Origin of the sequence: Jeotgalibacillus alimentarius (genome assembly GCF_000829445.1) — a bacterium.
Classification (GTDB): Bacteria; Bacillota; Bacilli; order Bacillales; family Jeotgalibacillaceae; genus Jeotgalibacillus; species Jeotgalibacillus alimentarius.
The window spans coordinates 44,079-60,302 of sequence record NZ_JXRQ01000025.1; the positions used below are offsets into that span (position 1 = coordinate 44,079).

At 44.2% G+C, this 16,224-nt stretch carries 13 protein-coding genes and 1 other RNA gene; 6 read left to right on the forward strand and 8 right to left on the reverse strand.

Annotation, left to right across the window (positions count from 1 at the left end):
- The first annotated feature begins 6 nt into the window (after positions 1-6).
- The 3 genes from KP77_RS12920 to KP77_RS12930 all read left to right on the forward strand — a co-directional run bounded on the left by KP77_RS12920 (position 7) and on the right by KP77_RS12930 (position 5,224).
- Positions 7-759, forward strand: coding sequence for an HAD family hydrolase (locus KP77_RS12920; protein ID WP_052474207.1), 753 nt, complete (start codon positions 7-9; stop codon positions 757-759).
- A gap of 234 nt (positions 760-993) precedes the next feature.
- The gene (locus KP77_RS12925) at positions 994-4,068 is read left to right on the forward strand and encodes an efflux RND transporter permease subunit (protein WP_041123146.1); all 3,075 of its coding nucleotides are present in this window, start codon (positions 994-996) and stop codon (positions 4,066-4,068) included.
- Between the two features lie 115 nt (positions 4,069-4,183).
- Positions 4,184-5,224 (forward strand): SDR family NAD(P)-dependent oxidoreductase, encoded by a 1,041-nt coding sequence (locus tag KP77_RS12930; RefSeq protein ID WP_041123147.1) that lies wholly within the window; start codon positions 4,184-4,186, stop codon positions 5,222-5,224.
- A 31-nt stretch (positions 5,225-5,255) separates the two neighbouring features.
- Here KP77_RS12930 and KP77_RS12935 read toward each other — a convergent pair whose 3' ends face one another.
- Both KP77_RS12935 and ilvD read right to left on the reverse strand, forming a co-directional pair.
- On the reverse strand, positions 5,256-5,957 hold the full coding sequence (locus KP77_RS12935) for a DsbA family oxidoreductase (protein ID WP_041123148.1): 702 nt from the start codon (positions 5,955-5,957) through the stop codon (positions 5,256-5,258).
- Between the two features lie 227 nt (positions 5,958-6,184).
- Positions 6,185-7,882 carry a dihydroxy-acid dehydratase gene (gene ilvD / locus KP77_RS12940; RefSeq protein ID WP_041123149.1) on the reverse strand — a complete coding sequence of 566 codons (1,698 nt, stop codon included), beginning with the start codon at positions 7,880-7,882 and terminating at the stop codon, positions 6,185-6,187.
- Positions 7,883-8,112: 230 nt separating this feature from the next.
- Between ilvD and KP77_RS12945 the strand changes: the two genes are divergently transcribed.
- Entirely contained in the window at positions 8,113-8,514 is a 402-nt protein-coding gene (locus KP77_RS12945) for a secondary thiamine-phosphate synthase enzyme YjbQ (RefSeq protein ID WP_041123150.1), read from the forward strand.
- A gap of 9 nt (positions 8,515-8,523) precedes the next feature.
- Positions 8,524-9,417 carry a DMT family transporter gene (locus KP77_RS12950; protein ID WP_041123151.1) on the forward strand — a complete coding sequence of 298 codons (894 nt, stop codon included), beginning with the start codon at positions 8,524-8,526 and terminating at the stop codon, positions 9,415-9,417.
- A 27-nt stretch (positions 9,418-9,444) separates the two neighbouring features.
- On the opposite strand, the gene KP77_RS12955 is transcribed toward KP77_RS12950, so the two are convergent.
- Entirely contained in the window at positions 9,445-9,807 is a 363-nt protein-coding gene (locus KP77_RS12955) for a PilZ domain-containing protein (RefSeq protein WP_041123152.1), read from the reverse strand.
- A 240-nt stretch (positions 9,808-10,047) separates the two neighbouring features.
- Positions 10,048-11,343: a diguanylate cyclase domain-containing protein gene (locus tag KP77_RS12960; RefSeq protein WP_041123153.1), complete on the reverse strand. Its 1,296-nt coding sequence runs from the start codon at positions 11,341-11,343 to the stop codon at positions 10,048-10,050.
- A gap of 220 nt (positions 11,344-11,563) precedes the next feature.
- Here KP77_RS12960 and KP77_RS12965 point away from each other — a divergent pair, with 220 nt between their 5' ends.
- Positions 11,564-12,055 (forward strand): undecaprenyl-diphosphate phosphatase, encoded by a 492-nt coding sequence (locus KP77_RS12965; RefSeq protein WP_268747473.1) that lies wholly within the window; start codon positions 11,564-11,566, stop codon positions 12,053-12,055.
- A 119-nt stretch (positions 12,056-12,174) separates the two neighbouring features.
- Here KP77_RS12965 and KP77_RS12970 read toward each other — a convergent pair whose 3' ends face one another.
- The 4 genes from KP77_RS12970 to smpB form a co-directional block, all read right to left on the reverse strand.
- Entirely contained in the window at positions 12,175-13,191 is a 1,017-nt protein-coding gene (locus tag KP77_RS12970) for a CNNM domain-containing protein (RefSeq protein ID WP_041123154.1), read from the reverse strand.
- Positions 13,184-14,578, reverse strand: a complete 1,395-nt coding sequence (locus KP77_RS12975) for a hemolysin family protein (RefSeq protein WP_041123155.1) — start codon at positions 14,576-14,578, stop codon at positions 13,184-13,186. Before KP77_RS12975 ends, KP77_RS12970 begins: the two co-directional genes overlap by 8 nt.
- Positions 14,579-15,234: 656 nt before the next feature.
- Positions 15,235-15,592, reverse strand: a transfer-messenger RNA (tmRNA) gene (ssrA, locus tag KP77_RS17870).
- A 128-nt stretch (positions 15,593-15,720) separates the two neighbouring features.
- A complete protein-coding gene (gene smpB / locus KP77_RS12980) occupies positions 15,721-16,185 on the reverse strand; it encodes an SsrA-binding protein SmpB (protein WP_041123156.1) in 465 nt (154 codons plus the stop codon).
- Between the last annotated feature and the right edge of the window lie 39 nt (positions 16,186-16,224).

The following is a 16,224-nucleotide window of genomic DNA, read 5'->3' on the forward strand; positions in this document are numbered from 1 at the left end:
TCCGCCATGACAGCCAGAATGATTCACGTCAATGAAGTTCCTGTCTCAGCTTCAATCGTTGCATTTGATAAAGACGGTACGCTGTTTCAGGCAGAGCCCTTTTGGAAAGCTTTGAATAAAGAGCGGAAAAAGCGTTTCGTCTCATTGACAGGCCTTCACCACGGCGAGGAATGGGACAGGATCATGGGCGTCAATGAAACAGGAGTCGACCCGGCTGGTCTTTTAGCTGTCGCAAGTGAAACGGAAGAAAAAACAGTCATTGCCGCACTCCTGTACAGGCATACACAAAAGCCCTGGATTGAATCGCTCGCACTCGCTGAGAAATTACTTACAGACAGCAATGATTCTTTAAATATCGAAGAAGCTTTCACACCTGTCCGTGGCGCAGCGGGGCTGTTAAATGATCTGAAACACGCAGGATATATTATTGGTATCGCCACTTCAGATAACCGGAAACGGACACTTGCCTGTCTCAATCTACTCGGGTTTCACGACGCAGACTTTATCGTTACACCCGAAGACGTTAAGCATGGCAAGCCGTCACCTGATATGCTCGAAAAAATATGCCGCGACTTTACCGTTCCGCATGACGAAGTGTTAATGATCGGAGACAGTACAGTTGATTGCATGATGGCTAAAGCTGCGGGATGTAAGAGTATTGGCGTAAATGAAAATGACGATATCAGACAGGAGCTTGATGAGATATCGGACTTTACGCTGAATAGCGTGAATGACATATGTGTCAGTTGGGAATCATAATGTATATGCAGACCCGGAAAGCGTTCAAATTGAACCTTTCCGGGTTTTTGTTTTGGGCTGGCGCGGGGTTAGCGTATAAGCGGGTCTGACACGGGTATACGCTCTGACACGGGTCTACGCTGCCTCTCTTCTCTGCTGCAAAACAAAAAACACACCCCGGCACCTTCATTCTTGACACAACTGTCGGTTTTGTGAAAAAGTAAGTCTATCAACAGAACAATTGGAGGTGCAACCATGTTTGAATGGGTGCTGAAACGATCAAAAATATTTATGATTTTATTTGTATTATTCCTTATTGTAGGGGTGCTTACGTTTCTGCAGCTGCCACAGCGAGAAATTCCTGAAACGTCGATTAACATTTCGACGATTTCCACTCCGTACCCCGGGGCAACACCTGAAACGGTGGAACGAACCGTCACGAACCCGATTGAACGGAATCTTGATGGCTTAGATGGTGTCGAGAGCGTATCGTCTTCATCAGCCGCAGGATTCTCACAGATTATCGTGGAGCTGACGGATAGCGTTGATAAGCAGGAAACACTTTCAGCAATCAGACAGGAAGTGTCTGATGCATCTTCCGGATTCCCTGAAGAAGTACTTGAGTCTACTGTCAGTGAAGCCGCTGCTAACTTCCCTGTCTCCTCTTACATGCTGACTGCTGACAGCCGCGGGGATTTCGAAGGCTTACGATCAGTGATGAATACATGGGAAGAAGAGCTGACGGCTGTACCCGGCATTTCAGGTGTGACAGTTAAAGGTGTTCAGGAAGAAGAAATTATCCTTACATTAAACAGTGAGGATCTCTGGGGAAACGGGCTTGCCTTCTCTCAGGTACTGACAGCGATTGAAGAAGAATTCAACCCTGTCCCGCTTGGCAAACAGGAACAGGAAGATACCATTTATCAACTATCTATTGAATCCTATTCATCTGTGGATGAAATGGAGCAGGTTGTAATCGGACAGAACTCTGCAGGTGAAGCTGTGCTGCTTGGTGATGTGGGAACGATTGACATACAACCGAAAGAAACTGAAGACCTGATCACTTTCAACGGTCAGCCTGCAGTTTCTGTTACAACATACTTAGAATCAGGCGAAGATATTCCTTCAGTCAGTGAAGCAGCTGAGGAAAAAGTTGCTGAACTTGAAGAATTGCTGCCTGACAATATTACACTCGAACCTTATTATTCACAGGCAAATCTGGTGAATGACATATTCCAGGGACTGTTTTTCTCCCTTGCCATTGCCGTACTTGCGGTTATTGTGACAAGTTCACTCGGTCTTACTGCCGGTGGTGCGATCGTCGTTGCGATTGCCGTGCCGATGTCCGTTCTGATGGGGATTATCCCGCTGCCTGGCGCTGGTGTTGACCTGAACCAGATCTCTGTGATCGGTGTCATCATTGCACTCGGTATTCTTGTTGATGACTCCATTGTAGTCAATGATAATATCCAGCGCAGATTCAAGCTTGGCGATAAAGCATTGCCGGGTGTTGTCACTGGTGTTAAAGAAGTATGGATATCAATTGTGACATCTTCACTTGCAATTGTGTTTACCTTCCTACCACTTGTTTTCCTTTCTGGAGGAAATGGTGACTTTATCAGAGCGTTGCCTACTGTATTGATCACAACGATTATTGCTTCAACAATCGTTGCTTTATTACTGGTACCAATGCTTCGCTACAGTTTTTACCGCAACACCTCTAAAAAAATGTCAGATTCACCGGGACTGCTTGGCAAACCGCTGAATGCAATTGCTGATTTCTATGCAGACCGTATTTTGAGAAAAACGGCTAAAAAGCCTTTATTAACAGGTGCAATCGGTTTGATCGTTACAACGCTGCTATTCGGACTTGTCGTACTGACTCCGTTTGAGTTTTTCCCGGCAGCTGACCGTGAAGAAGTAACTGTTGATGTGACGCTTCCAATCGGTACGCCGCTTGAAGAGACTGAAAGCACACTGCTTGAAATGGCAGATGTACTTGCGCAGGATGAAGGCGTATATGAAACGAGCGTCTTTGCTGGAACAGGATTGCCGAATCTTTTTAACAGCTCACTCGATACGACGGGTGAATATACAGGACAGATCGTTGCAAGGGTTGACCGCGAAAATCAGACAGCCCAGGGGTTGATCGAAGACTGGACAGATGAACTGAGAGAGCAGTACCCGGATGCAATCATATTTATGAATACAATTGAACAGGGGCCTCCTTCAGGTGCTCCAGTTACAGTGACTGTAAAAGGTCCTGACCTTGAAGAGCTTACATCCATTCGTGATGATGTCATGACACAAATTGAAGATCTTGGCGTTGACCTTGTGCTTGATAATATTGGCGAGGAAGAACCTGTGATCTCTTATGTGCCTGACAGAACTGCGCTTGAAGAAAATGATATTAGTATTCAGGCTATCAGCCAGCAGATCCGCCTTGTCACTGAAGGTATTCCAATGGCTTCTTTTGACGATGGGGTTGTACAGCGTGATATGAAGGTACTTGTCGATCCGGTTGAAGAAGGACAGGAAATTCCGCTTGATGAGATAGAAGTCGCTGCCCAGTCGCAGCAGGGCCCACCTCAGCTGATCCCTCTTTCTGACCTTGTCACAGCTGAAGAAACGTCTCAACTGCAGCGGATTCAGCATGAAGATGGAGAACGCGCGATTACAATCCGCGCATTCCCTGGAGAAGTAGAAGATCTTGAAGCAAAGACAACTGATATTGTTGAAGACGTCCGCTCCTCACTGGGCGACGATTATTCACTGACGATCGGCGGGGAAAATGAAGCACAGAATGACTTCTTCTCAGAAATCATTCTATTATTCACAATTGTTATTTTCCTTGTCTACCTGCTGATTGCATTCCAGTTCAACTCACTGTCACTGCCATTCCTTGTACTGACAGCAGTGTACCTGGCAATTGCAGGTGCGATTCTTGGACTGTTTGTGACGCAGACACCAATCAGCTTCCTGGCTGTCATGGGTATGGTCTCACTGACAGGTATCGTAGTAAGAAACTCTGTTGTGCTCATTGACTTTATCGAACAGGGTGTTGCGAACGGCATGAAGGTGATGGATGCCGTGATTGAATCCGGACGCGTCAGAATCCGTCCGATTGTACTGACGGCTCTCACATCCATTGTTGCCCTGATTCCTGTTGCAGTAAGCGGAGATGCACTATTCACACCACTTGCGGTTACAATCATTGCAGGTATCGCATTCTCCACACTGCTGACATTGATTATTGTTCCAATGCTCTACCTTGTATTCCTGCGTTTCAGACGTAAAGGGAAAGAATTGAAAAAGAGCGGTCAATTTTAATGTTGCTGAGTCGTCCTTTAAGGGCGGCTCTTTTTTATGCTTTAGTCTTATATTTCAAATCCCCTCCCCCTTTTTGATATAATAAGAATCTAATGCTTTTCTAAAGGAGATCGCAATGAATATTATGATAACCGGCGCTACAGGTTTTGTTGGTTCAAAGCTTGTACGCTCACTTTTAGATAAAGGTCACACGCTTTACCCGGTCGTGCGCAGTGAGCAGAAAATCAATCAGCTGATTAAACAGATGCCTGCTGATCAGACTGACAGAATCCATCCGGTCACAGGTGATATTACGCAGACTGATTTCGGAATCAGTGAAACAGATTCACTTACCGGTAAAATTGATATCCTTTATCATACTGCTGCCTTTTTGTCGTTTGATCCTGCTGATCGTGAGAAGACATTTTTGGCGAATGTGGATGGCACTGTTCACGCACTGGAGCTAGCCGAGAAACTGCAGATTCCTTCCTTTTATCATGTCAGTACAGCATATACTGTCGGCATTGTAGACGTTGCTGAAGAAGAACTTCATTCTAAGGACAGCGTATTTGTAAATGACTATGAGGAAAGTAAAAATCACGCTGAACACCTCGTATGGAACAAACGCCATGAGCTGAACGTCAGTATTTTCAGGCCTGCGATTATTGTCGGTGATACAAATACCGGCGAAGCTGACACAACATTTGCGCTTTATGGTCTGCTGAAGGCTGTTGCATTACTGAAAAAGCTGATCAGACGCGGTCGTGTTGACGGAGACAGAATGATTAAGCTGTTATGTGATCCGGAAGCTTCAAATAATGTTGTCCCGGTCAATTATGTCGTGGACGTCCTGACAGCCGCTGCCACTCATGCCAAGAGAGATCATATTTATCACATTTCAAATAATGCGGCTCCGGATAACGCGGATGTGATGAAGTGGATTAAGGAACAGAGTGGTGTAGATAACCTGTCTGTTACAGCAGATGCGATGGATTTATCTGATGAGGATGCTGTCATTAATGCGCCAATGAGCGTATTCCACTCGTATCTTTCCCGCACAGTTCTTTTTAAAGATGCAAATACGCAATCATTATTACGGGATGCCGGCTATCCAGCATTTGAGCTGACTGATGATCAGTATCAGTTTTTAATTAAGACGTATTTTACACATGCATAAAAAAAGCACGCCGCGATAGCGTGCTTTTTGATTAAATGTCACATGAATCATCTGTGCAGGCATTCCCCTGCCCGCCTACGTTAACAAGCGGTGACTGGTTCGTTTCTTCCCATACTTTTTCAAGCGCCTGGGTGAATACCTCATCAGGCTGTGCGCCTGAAATTGCGTATTTGTTTTCAAGTACGAAAAACGGTACCCCTGATACGCCAATTTGCGCAGCTTTTTGAATATCCGCGTTCATCTCACCTTCGTACTGATCTGATGCCAGTACTTCACGTGCCTTCTCTCCATTAAGACCTGCTTCCTCTGCAATAGCAACAAGCTGATCATGATCGCCAATATGCTTTGATTCAAGGAAATAAGCACTTAACAGCTTTTCAGTAAGCACGCCGTCTTTTCCGTGATCAGCAGCAAAATGCGTCAATCTGTGCGCATCCTGCGTATTCGTGCGCTTCATTTTTGAAAAGTCGTAATCTAAGCCGACTTCTTTTGCCTGTGCGACTACATTGTTTGTCATTTCAACTGCCTGATCGTAAGACATACCGTACTTTTTCGCAAGTGCTGAAACGGTATCTTCACTTGCGTTTTTTGGCGCGTCCGGATCAAGCTGGAAGCTGCGGTAGATGACTTCTACCTGGTCTTTGTGTTCGAATTTGTTCAGTGCGTTTTCAAGCTTTCTCTTGCCGATATAGCAAAATGGGCAAACGTAATCTGACCATACTTCAATTTTCATAGGTGAATCCCTCCTGATGTGTTCATAGTGTTATCTTACAATGTTTGTTTTGGTTTATCGAAGGATTTGCTTGTGGAGAGGTGTGGTGGTTCGGAAAATGAAGGCTGCTGTTCTTAGAAAAACCATCACAATTCACAGAAAAAACGCTAACGTTCGTAGAATAGTATCAAAAGACCTATCCACACACCCAAAAAAAACCGCCCGGACATCGCCCGGACGGCTTCGTTTTACTCTTCAAATAAATCTGTTACTGCACCTTTAGATGATGAGGACACAGCATTTGCATACTTAGCAAGGATGCCGCGCTTGAACTTAGGCTCAGGCTTCACCCATTCGCGGGCGCGCTTTTCGAATTCTTCTTCTGAGATCTGCAGGTTAATTTCCTGCGTGTCGCTGTCGATTGCGACGATGTCTCCATTTTGCAGAAGGCCGATTGGTCCGCCGACTGCTGCTTCAGGTGCGATATGACCGATCACAAAACCGTGTGAGCCGCCTGAGAAGCGCCCGTCTGTAAGCAGGGCTACTTTGCCGTTCAGTCCACGTCCGACGATCATCGCGGTAATAGAGAGCATTTCTGGCATCCCCGGTCCGCCTTTTGGTCCAACGTTACGGATGACAACCACATCGCCTTCTTTGATCTGGTTATCTTCAATTGCTTTTGTACATTCAGCCTCGCTGTCATATACTTTGGCAGGTCCTTCAAAGCGGCTGATTTTCTGTCCGCTCATTTTTGCCACTGCGCCTTCAGGAGCAAGGTTCCCTTTTAATACAACAAGAGGTCCTGTCTTTTTAAGTGGTTCGCTGATCGGTGTGATGACCTGCTGTCCTTCTTTCAGTGAAGGTACTTCTGCAAGGTTTTCTGCGATTGTTTTACCAGTGACTGTGATACAGTCGCCGTGCAGCAGCCCTTCTTCTAATAGAAGCTTCATCACTGCAGGTACACCGCCTGCTTCATACAGATCCTGCATCACATATTTACCGCTTGGCTTCAGGTCAGCAATGTGCGGAACGTTCTGACGGACACGCTCGAAATCATCCATTGTCAGATCCACTTCTGCAGCGTGCGCCATGGCAAGCAGGTGAAGGAATGCGTTCGTTGAGCCGCCAAGTGCCATCACGACTGTGATTGCATTTTCAAATGCTTCCTTTGTCATGATGTCACGGGGATAGATATCCTGCTCAAGCAGCTTCACAACAAGCTCCCCTGCCTGTTCACACTCCTGCTCTTTATAATCATTGATGGCAGGTGTTGAAGAAGATCCGGGAATACTCATACCTAGTGCTTCAACTGCTGAAGCCATCGTGTTCGCTGTGTACATACCGCCGCAAGCGCCGGCGCCCGGACAGGCACTGCATTCCACTTTATAAAGCTGTTCATCATTAATCAGCCCTTCCTGGTACTGACCGACTGCTTCAAATGAGGACACGATATCGATGTCTTTACCGTCAAGTTTACCCGGCTGAATCGTACCACCGTAGATATAGACAGAAGGAATATTCATTCGGGCGATCGCCATTACACATGCAGGCGTTGTTTTATCACAGCCGCCAATTGCAACAACGCCGTCAAGGCGCTCTGCGTTCGTGACCGTTTCGATTGAGTCTGCAATGACTTCACGGCTTGGCAGTGAGTAGAACATGCCCTCGTGTCCCATTGCGATCCCGTCAGATACAGTAATTGTATTGAAAATCATTGGTGCCCCGCCGCCTGCTTTTGCACCGCTCTTTGCACGCTGGGCAAGTTTATCAATATGTACGTTACAAGGTGTGACTTCACTCCATGTACTAGCTACACCGATCATCGGTTTTTTAAAATCTTCATCTGTAAAACCGACTGCGCGAAGCATTGAACGGTTTGGAACTCTGTTCACTCCTTCACTGATCACTTTACTTCTGATTCTAAGGTCTTTTTTTGTCGTATCCATCATGTACCCTCCTGATGTTGTTCCGCTTTACACCGTTACAGCGAAACTTTTATATAAAGACCATCATACATACAGATGTGAGGTTCTGCAATAAGTATTCTGAATTTATCAATATTTCGATCAATTAAAACGCTTTCATTTTAAAAAAGTCAGCATTTTGTCAAATAATGTGTGGACATCTGGAAAACTCATCTTTCGTGCGTTACACTTTGAAAGAAGGAGTGATCGTGATGTTTGAAACATTTTCAGTTAAGACAAACCGTCGTGATGAGATGGTTGAAGTGACAAGTGAAGTCCAGCGCTGGATCAGCAGTCAGTCATTTAAAAACGGGATCGCCATTGTATCTTCAAAGCATACGACTGCCGGGATTACAGTGAATGAGAATGCAGATCCGGATGTAAAAACTGATTTTCTCAGAAGGCTGGATGAAGTCTTTCCGTGGGAACATCCGAAAGACCGGCATATGGAAGGCAATACAGCTTCACATATGAAAACCAGTACAGTGGGTCACGCACAAACGATTCCCGTTCAAAACGGTGAGCTTGTCCTTGGTACATGGCAGGGCATTTATTTCTGTGAATTCGACGGACCACGCTCGCGCCAGTATACTGTGACGCTTATTTCCAGTTAGGAGAACAACATGAGAGCATATGCAGCACTTATCGGCCTCAGTCTGATCTGGGGCCTGTCATTCGTTTTTATCAAAATTCTTGCAGATTCAGCCGGTGTCTGGGGAACCGTTTTTATCAGATGCTCAGCAGGCGCACTGATCCTGCTGCCGATTCTGATTGCGCAGTGGCGGAAAATTGAGCGGCCGATTCCGTGGAAACACCTGATAATCATTGGCGTCATGAATGCGGCGCTGCCATGGGCACTTATCGCACTCAGTGAAACGAGAATCGCTTCCAATACCGCTTCTGTTCTGAATGCGACAACACCCGTATTTGCTGGTCTAATTGGATTCTTTCTGTTCAGACAGCGGTTAAAGCTGCAGCAGTGGATCGGGATTTTAATTGGGTTTATTGGTGTACTTGTGTTAATCGAATTTCAGATTGGCGGGATTTTTGGATCTGAGTTTATCGGGGTGGGCACGATGATGCTCGGGGCAATGTGTTATGGATTCGGCTCCCATTATGTCAGACGCTTCACGCCGGCCACAGGTGTCGTTTTGCTGTCAGCTACGTCACTGATGACAGGAGCTGCTGTCGGACTGGTTATGATGACCGTGAACGGATATAGCGTCATGAGTTTTACATATAATACGTCCTTCTGGCTGTCTGCGATCGGACTCGGATGCTTCGGTTCTGGAATTGCTTATCTGCTGTTTTATTATATGATCAGGCAGAAATCGCCTGAATTTGCGACAACAGTTACGTATCTTGCACCGGTCTCAGCCATGGTATGGGGCAGCGTGCTGCTTGATGAACCGGTTACGACTTCACTGATAGCAGGAATGGTGATTATTTTTGCAGGGATTTATTATGCAAACCGGAAAACACGCGCTATCAAAAGCGAAAGACGTGCTACTGCATAGGAAAAAGCGGCTGATCTCAGCCGCTTTTTATACCCGTCTCACATATTGCTTCAATTGTTTTACAATATCTTCTTTTACATCTTCAGAAGCGTAAAAATGTACGCCGTAGTGGAATTCTCCCCCACTGGCCCGCTTCCAGATCAATTCTGCTTTCATCTCATATACCACTTCATTCAGCATAAACTGCAGATGAATTTTCACCGGGTCTGTGTCACTGACCGGCAGATTCAGCATTGAACTGATTTTTGTACCGCTTGGGCTTAAGTCGTGCATCAATGCTTTCCCCGGATGGGATTCCACCTCACGCCCATTTAACTCATAAATTTTAAACACAGCTTCGATCGGCTTCTTGAATGAAAACCTGAAACCTTCTTTCCGATTGTACCGCAAAGTCCTCACCTCACGCAGAGAGTCATGATTAAAACTTTCGTACTGTATATATCGGATCGTTTTTAAAATTATATATGCCGGGATGTGTCTTTTGTAAATAAAACAGCCAGCAATCTCAGCAGCCTATTTCAAAACATGGCTTTGTTTGAGGGGGCAGTTGATTACCGCTACAAATAGAAATGCTTTTTGCATAGCGTGCCTGATTATAATTTTCAATAACGTATTTATATATTTCAATTGCTAACTCAGTTCTAAATCATAAACTTTGAATACAGCATCTTTGTACTTCTTGGCTTCATACAATGCCTGGTCTGCACAGTTGATTAACAGTTTTTTCTGATCTGCATGAGTCGGATAGATCGCTACTCCGATATCAAGGGTGAATGACAACTCATTTCCCTTTACAGAAATCGGTTCATTAAAGGCGTTTGCAATCCGGGTTGATACTTCAAAAACGTTTTCTTCGTGTTTGATATCAGGTAAGATCACAACAAATTCGTCGCCACCAAGCCGGCCTACCGTATCGACCTTCCTGACACATCCTTCGAGAACCCTTGCTACAGTTTTGATCACTCCATCGCCCATCTCATGACCGAATTGATCATTTATTGATTTAAAATCACGCCCGTCGAGAAATAACAAGCCGACCTTTTTTTCTGTTCTCTCTGCAAGGTGAATCGCCATCTCGAGCCGATCATCCAACAACCGTCTGTTAGGCAGACCGGATAAATAATCGTAAAATGCCATTTTCGAAAGTTTTTCTTTGTATTCTATCCTCTCAGTAATGTCCCGTGAAGATGTAACCACACTTTTCACCTGGCCGTCTTCAATGATTGGGGTTGCCACTACTTCCTTCCAGATACAATGGCCGTCCCGGTGTAAATGTCTGATCTCAACGACTGCAGCTTTCTTCTCAGCAATGAGCAGCTCAAATTGTTCTTTCACTCTGTCACAATCATCTTCGTGTATCACTTCAGTAAAGTGCTTGCCCCTATAGTAATCTGCATCATATCCGGATACCGTTTCACTAGACGGTGAAGAGTACTGAATGATGCCATTAGTATCAATGATACGGATCACATCCATTGTATTTTCAGTGATAATACGAAACAGCTCTTCCGTTTCCCGCAGCTTTTGTTCAAGCATATATTTCTCCGTCACATCTCTGACGATCCCAAGAATAAACCGGCATTCACCATCCGTATCCATCAGCGGGTATAACGTTGTATCACCCGTATACTGATCCGTACCGTTGCTAATCGTATGGGTGAAATGTATGCTTTTTTTCGTAAAAGCAACATCCAGGTATTGACCATTTAAAGCTGCGGCCTCCGCTTTATCTTTCACCACTTCACTAACAGATTTGCCTATCACATCGTCAGAAAGCGCTGTCAAATTTTTCGCTGCCTGATTAATATAATCATAAATCACCTTGTCCCCGCGCACTCCCATCAGAAAAACAAGATCTTCAACGTAATCAAATAACCTGACAAACTCGAACAGATTTTCAGCGTTACGGTGAGAATATTCAAACATGACGTCCTCTCCCTTAGATCATTCCTTAATGAAAAATATCTTACATCGACAAATTAATAGGAACAGCATTTATTTAGTAAGTAAAAAGACTATTTTTTCTTATAAATTCTATCATTAATAGTTATAAAGTATTATAACTGATAAATCTTTGCTACGCGCAACAATTTTTGCGATGTTAAGGTACTTGTGCATTTTAGTGTAAGTGTTGATATAATCAGATCTGCTATTTAATGACTTTATTGCTGAACAGACGAGTATGACGACGATTGCCATTATGTTATTTGTAACTGGAATTGCGTTATGGCTGATTAAAAATATCAGAGGGTCAAAAGATGAAGGTGACATCACAACGAAGGATTCATTCTTAGTAGGTGTTGGACAGTCTCTTGCTTTAATGCCTGGTATTAGCCGTTCAGGTGCTACCATCATTTCTTCTGTGGCAGTTGGAATGAACCGCGATACAGCGCTCAGGTTTTCATTTTTGCTCTATATACCTGTCAGCCTTGGCGGTGTTGTGCTTAGTTTATCTGATTTTATAAACGAGCCTGATAAATCAGAGCTGATGATTCCTTATCTGCTGGCCTTTGTTTCGACACTTCTTATGACTTATGTGGCGATGAAATGGTTTATTAGCATGATGAAGAGTGGGAAGCTTTATTACTTTTCTTATTATTGTTTTGTTATGGGGTTAATACTTCTTATATTTTTTTAAGTATCTTTATTGAATCATCAGTCAACCTTAACAGTGCTTTGATATAAATAGAAAGAAGCTGTTCAAAAAGATTTTCTTACTATCTTTTCAAAACAGCTCCGTCATAAACATTTTTTATTTTATTGTTCATTCATACGAGGCAGCACGTAATGGAAAATATCATTCATCGTAATGATGCCGAGAAACTCAGATCCAGTCATCACGACTGCTAACTGTTCACTTGATTGACGCATATTCGTTAGTGCTTCATGCAGCAAGGTGTCCGGGCGTAATACATATGATGGACGTGCAAGCTCCCAGGCAGAACGGTCTTCCGATTCTAGCAATGTCTCACGGACATGCAGAACTCGTGGAGGTTTTCCATCCTCTGCCATAACTAAAATCCGTTTGTGACCTGTGCGCTGTGTCGCCTGTTGAACATCATATGCTGTCGCATTGGAATCAACTGTTGTCAGAGGTGCATCATTCGACAGCACTTCTCCAACTTGTAAGGCTTCCAAGTCCAGTGCACCTGAAATCGGCCTGCGGATCGAAGCGTCAAGAGCTCCGACATTTGCTGAATATTCCACCAGCTGTCTGATGGTATCAGCATCCTGTCCACCTACTGCTGCGGTATCAACCGGCTCCACGCCCGAAGCTTTCACGATCCGGTTTGCTATGTGATTGACCCATACCAATAAGGGACGGAAAACCCCGATGAAGATCCGGGCTGGCATACCAATCATAATTGCAGAAGCTTCAGGGTGTGCAATTGCCCATGATTTCGGCGCCATCTCCCCAATGACCAGGTGGAGGAATGTGACAATCATTAGTGATAGAAAAAAAGCAGCTCCATCTGCTAGCCAATAGGGCAGACCGGTCGCAGTAAATAACGGTGAAAACCAGTCATCTACAGCGGGTTTAGTAATTGCACCGAGAGCAAACGTACATACTGTAATACCCAGCTGGGCACCTGCGAGCATAACTGTAAGCTCATTCACCGATTTTAAAGCAGCCCGTGCCCCACGGCTTGAACGTGCTGCTTCTTCAAGTCGATGGCGTCTCGCACCAAGCAGTGCAAATTCAATAATCACGAAAAATGCACTTAGTGCAATAATGGCAATCGTTACGGCTATCACAACGAAGGGATTACTCATCATCATCCCTCCTCATCTGTTCAGATTCATCGTCCTTTTCCTGCTGTTCGATTGTCAGAGAGACCATAGTAGGTACCCATTTATCCACTTCAAGGATTTGTGCTATCAGGTCCCGTTTGACTGGCACATCCTCTACCAGGTCAGCCGGATCCTCCGGAAGTTCAACTGTAACCTGTTCATTGACAGCAGGAAGTTTTCCGCTATAGGCAATCAGTAAGCCCGCTATGGTTTCGTAATCCCCACGAGGCAGCTGATAGCCAATTTCCCTTTCAACCTCATCAAGATGAACGTCTCCACTCATTTGCCAGGAATCGTCTCCTTCAGGTTCAACAACTTCACTTTCTTCACTGTCATATTCATCCGAAACCTCACCTACTATTTCCTCAGCAAGATCTTCTATTGTCAGGATTCCTGTAAAGCCGCCATATTCATCGATCACACAGGCAAGATCCTCTTTCGACTCACTCATTTGTACTTGTGCTTTCGGCAAAGCCATGAGCGTCGGGATCACCAAAGGAAATCTCATAATTTCAGTAACAGGATCATTGTCATCTACAGTTGAAGACAATAAATCTACAAGGTGCACAACACCAAAAGGCTCGTCATCTAAGTTAACGACCGGATAACGTGTATGCTCCTTTGCCATTAATGACCGGACCTCACCAATCGTTATGTCCGGCTCGACAATATCTGCACGTGATCTCGGTGTCATGGCATGCTCAACATTACGTTGAGGAAAGTCCAGGATACGGTCAAGCAAAATTGACAGACCTTTTGGCAGGTCACCGCTGTCACGCGAATCAGCTACGATATATTCCAGATCACGTGCATTCGCACTACTGTCCAGGTCATGCACCGGCTCTATTCTTAGTAGTTTTAAAAATTTATTAGCTGACTGATCGAAAAACTTGATTAGCCATCCAAAAATCTTAAGATAAATATTGGTAGAACGGGCAAGCTTTCTTGCTAATGGTTCAGGTTTTGCAATTGCAAGATTTTTAGGATACAGCTCTCCAAAAATCATCTGTACAATCGTAGAAACAGCTAAAGCAAGCACTGTCCCGACAGAGATACTAACTGCTGCAGGAACCCCTGCCCCATCAAGTAAGACGCTCAAGCTTTCACCAACAAGCGGTTCAGCTACATAACCAATCAGAAGTCCTGTTACGGTTATACCAAGCTGTGCGCCTGAAAGCATAAATGATGTTCGCTCTGTTACACTCAATGCACGCTTTGCGGCAGCATCACCCTGTTTTGCCATTGCCCGCAAACGTGAACGGTCAACTGACATATATGCAAACTCCTGGGCTACAAAATAGCCATTTGCAGCGATGATTGCCAGAATGACAATGATGCCGAGCAGTAAAGTCAGAATGGCTGTTAGCATTTACGGTCCACCACCTTACTCATGCAGATTGATTGCCTGCAATCACCAGAGAACTGAACAGATCGCCTGTCACTATTTGGGTCAGCATCACCAGTTTCACTATTAGTTGAAGCTAAAAGAGTTTTATTCATTCAGTTATTTCCTCCATTTTTCGCATCATTATCTTACTCACTGAAAACACTTATTACGAAATTAATAAGTACATCCATTCAATGTACTGTGACACTTTACCCCTTATTTAAAGATGCTAATCTATAAAGTTATAAACGCTTGTTACAGAAAAAAAACCTCCAAATAATCATGTGGAGGAGACAGAAGGAATTAATCTAACAAATTATTACAATAACGAAATAACGTATGCTGAAGAATAAAAAAGCTGTAGCAAATTGTATCTTTTTAGTTAATTTTAAAATGATTAAAAGCACCATACTAAATAATTATTTTTTAACAAAATTAGTAAATTTAAAATCAAAGAGATTTATACTATTTGGTGTATGACCTAAAAAAATTTTCTGAAAGGGGAAACTAAATTGCGTAAAAGACTGTATTATCCTTTAATGTTCGTTGCCGGAATACTAATAGGTTTATTTGTTATCTTCCCTATATTTAATTGACCTTTTTAAAAAAGACAAATAAAAAACCACCAAATAAATATTTGGTGGAGACGGTGGGAGTCGAACCCACGTCCAGAAACTTCAATACTTAAGCTTCTACGAGCGTAGTCAGCCTATTCGCATTTCACCGTAACTTATGCCAACTGACAGGCGTCCGAACGGCTATCCTGATTAGTCTCTTCAGGCTGCTTCAGGTGGCAGCAGACTGCGTATCCCACTATAAGTGAACCTCAGGCAGGTCTACATGGGTGATAGACAAGTGAGGCCTCAAGTGCTTATTAGGCAGCTAGAGCGTAATCTTGTTCGTTGTTAACTATTTGTGTTGACGTTGATGACGGAGACGATCCCTCCGACTCGCAACTCAAGCTCGAACCATTCCTGTCGAATCCGTAACGTCCCCATGATAAGGATGAATCAGGCATCTGCCTTATTCAGTACGGGATCCGGAAAAATTAATCCGGTTGTCCTGCCGCTGTTAACGGCATAATCAATTATAACACAGTACCGTCTTTTTTCAACTGGAACGTCTTACCGCTGGCGTTCCTTCAATGCGCGTGCCACTTCACGCTTCGCGTCCTTCTTCTTCAGCGTCTCACGCTTATCATATTTCTTCTTACCTTTACCAAGACCAATCAGTACTTTTGCATAGCCGTCCTTGATATACAGTTTCAGCGGCACGATTGAATAGCCCTGCTGTTTTGTCAGGCCTATTAACTTATTAATCTGCTGTTTGTGTAAAAGCAGCTTTCTTTCACGCAGCGGATCGTGATTATAACGGTTCCCTTCTTCGTAAGGGCTGATGTGTGCATTATTTAAAAACACTTCGCCATTACTGATTCGTGCAAATGAATCCTTCAGGTTCACACGCCCTCTGCGGATAGACTTGATTTCTGTTCCCTGAAGCACAATCCCCGCTTCAAATGTTTCTTCTATAAAATAGTCATGACGCGCCTTTTTATTCTGCGCGAGTAATTTACCTTCTCCTTTAGGCATGAGTAACAATCCCCCTATCTAAAGGTAGCAGGGTCGAAA